The 2,019-nt window shown below is 62.7% G+C and carries 3 protein-coding genes; all 3 read right to left on the reverse strand.

Features of this window, described 5'->3' with window-relative positions; genetic code table 11:
• Nucleotides 1–659: XdhC family protein (locus tag Q4F04_RS15700; protein WP_303370721.1), on the reverse strand; the 659-nt coding region annotated here is incomplete at its 3' end.
• A gap of 59 nt (nt 660–718) precedes the next feature.
• Nucleotides 719–1,186: a TRAP transporter large permease subunit gene (locus Q4F04_RS16075; protein ID WP_368660743.1), complete on the reverse strand. Its 468-nt coding sequence runs from the start codon at nt 1,184–1,186 to the stop codon at nt 719–721.
• A gap of 23 nt (nt 1,187–1,209) precedes the next feature.
• Nucleotides 1,210–2,019 (reverse strand): TRAP transporter large permease subunit (locus Q4F04_RS16080; protein WP_368660744.1); only part of this gene is annotated, 810 nt, incomplete at its 5' end.

Below are 2,019 nucleotides of genomic sequence, written 5' to 3' on the forward strand. Positions count from 1 at the left end.
AGGCAGCACGTCGGCACACCGCCCTGCGCAGCCAGTTCCAGCGTCTCGGGGTCATGCGACAAGAGAAGGCAGGGAAAATGCGCAGAACGGACGAGGCCGGCGAAGACGATCGTCTCAGGACCCTTTCCGAAGATCAGGAACCTCGGCTCGGGGCGGACGGCTGCGTGGAACAGGCCGTTCTCGAACCCGGTTGGCCGGTCCGGAGCGATGTGGCACAAGCCGCGGTCGTAGGAAACCGAGAGGGCGTAAGGCTGGCGGGCCTGCCGAAGCGCCACCGCCCGGTTGAGCAGCACGAGAGGCGGTCGCGGCAGCAGCGTGATCTCCAACCCGCCGCCGCAAGGCAGGCGGATGTCGAAATAGGGCGAGCCCTTGCCATAGCGAAGCTGCACCGGGCGGCCGTCGATCAGCGCCTGCTCTGCATGACGATAGATATCGGCCTCGATGCAGCCTGACGAAAGACTGCCGACGCGCCGCCCATCTGGAAAAAGGGCCATGGTCGCGCCGAGAGGGCGATACGAGGGCCCGTCTATGCCGGTGATCATTGCCAGGATCCCTTCGGCCCGCTCGGAGGCCAGCGCCTGCACCGGATCGGCATAGGGAGGCGGGCCGGCGGAGCCGGGGGGATGTGCAAAGGGAAGGATCATGGCAGGAGCAGACAACGGCAAGTCCTCCAAGGAGTCGGTCGAGCCCTACCCCGGAAAGGGTTAGGGCACTGCGGTCAATAGACGATCAGCCCGGGAAAAACCGCCAGCAGGATCAGCACCAGCAGCATGACCCCGATGAAGGGCAAGACCCCGGCGAAGATCGATTCCAGGGAAACCCTTCGATCCGCCAAGGCGGCATGGACCGTAAAGATCGAAATACCGAAGGGCGGGGTAAGCAGACCCACTTCGACAGCGATAACGGTGAGGATGCCGAACTGGATCAGATCGAAGCCAAGATTTTGGGCGATCGGCGCGGCGATCGGCACGAAGATCAGCAGGATCGAACTGCTGTCGAGGATCATGCCCAGAAGCAGGACCAGCAAGAGGTGGACGATAAGAAAGCCTGCCGGCCCCAGTCCTATGTCGCGAACGAAGTCACTGATCGCCGCCGGGATCCCGGCGACTGCCAGCATCTGCCCGTAGAAGCTTGCCGCGACCAGCAGGATGAGGATGCTGACCGAAACCGCGCCCGTGTCCGTCATGACCCGCCACAGTTTTGCGCCGGTCAGACTGCGTCGCAGACACCCCCCGCCTCGGTTGGCGTGAAGTAACCGCTGTAAAGGCCGCCGATCACCAGGAACACCAGCAGCAGGATCGGCAGACTCTTGCCCAGAAGCTGGACGACGGTAAGACGCGGCAGCTCTGCCGCGGCCCGCTGCTTTTCCTGGAGCCTTTCGGTATCGAACACCAGGTTCGGCGACAGGCGTGCGGCCGTCATGATCATGATGATAAAGCCCATCGCAAGAAGCATGCCCGGCACCAGCCCGGCGATGAACATTTTGCCGATGGAGACCTCGGCCAGAACGCCATAGATGATCAGCAGCAGGCTGGGCGGCAGCAACATGCCGAGGACCGAGCTGCCTGCGACCGTCCCCGTTGCGAACGAGGCACGATAACCATGCCGTGTCATTTCGGGGACGGCGACCTTGGTGAACACAGCAGCCGAGGCTATGGAGACCCCGGTCACGGCGGCAAAGACGGTATTGGCGGCCACGGTGGCGATGCCCAGCCCGCCCAGAATGCGCCGCAGAAGCGTGTCGGCCACCTCGAATGTGTCCTTGCCGACATTCGAAACGCTGACGAGCTGGCCCATCAGGACGAAAAGCGGGATCGTCGCGAAGAGATAGTTGGCGACGCCGTTATAGGTGGCCATCGACATCAGCTTCATCGCCAGGGTGAAGTTGTCGCGAATCAACCAGACCCCAAGAAAGGCGACGGAGATGAGGGCGATGGCAATCCGCATCCCCAGAAGGATCAGAACCAGAAGAAGCGCGATCAGCAGGACGCCAAGTGTGATGCTGCTCATGTCAAATCT

It is taken from the genome of Paracoccus sp. (in: a-proteobacteria) (assembly GCF_030536915.1).
Classification (GTDB): domain Bacteria; phylum Pseudomonadota; class Alphaproteobacteria; order Rhodobacterales; family Rhodobacteraceae; genus Paracoccus.

Bases quoted from the DNA above. Each gene is read 5' to 3' on its own strand.
- Q4F04_RS16075 (WP_368660743.1), bottom strand. From the start codon at position 1,186: ATGACGGACACGGGCGCGGTTTCGGTCAGCATCCTCATCCTGCTGGTC.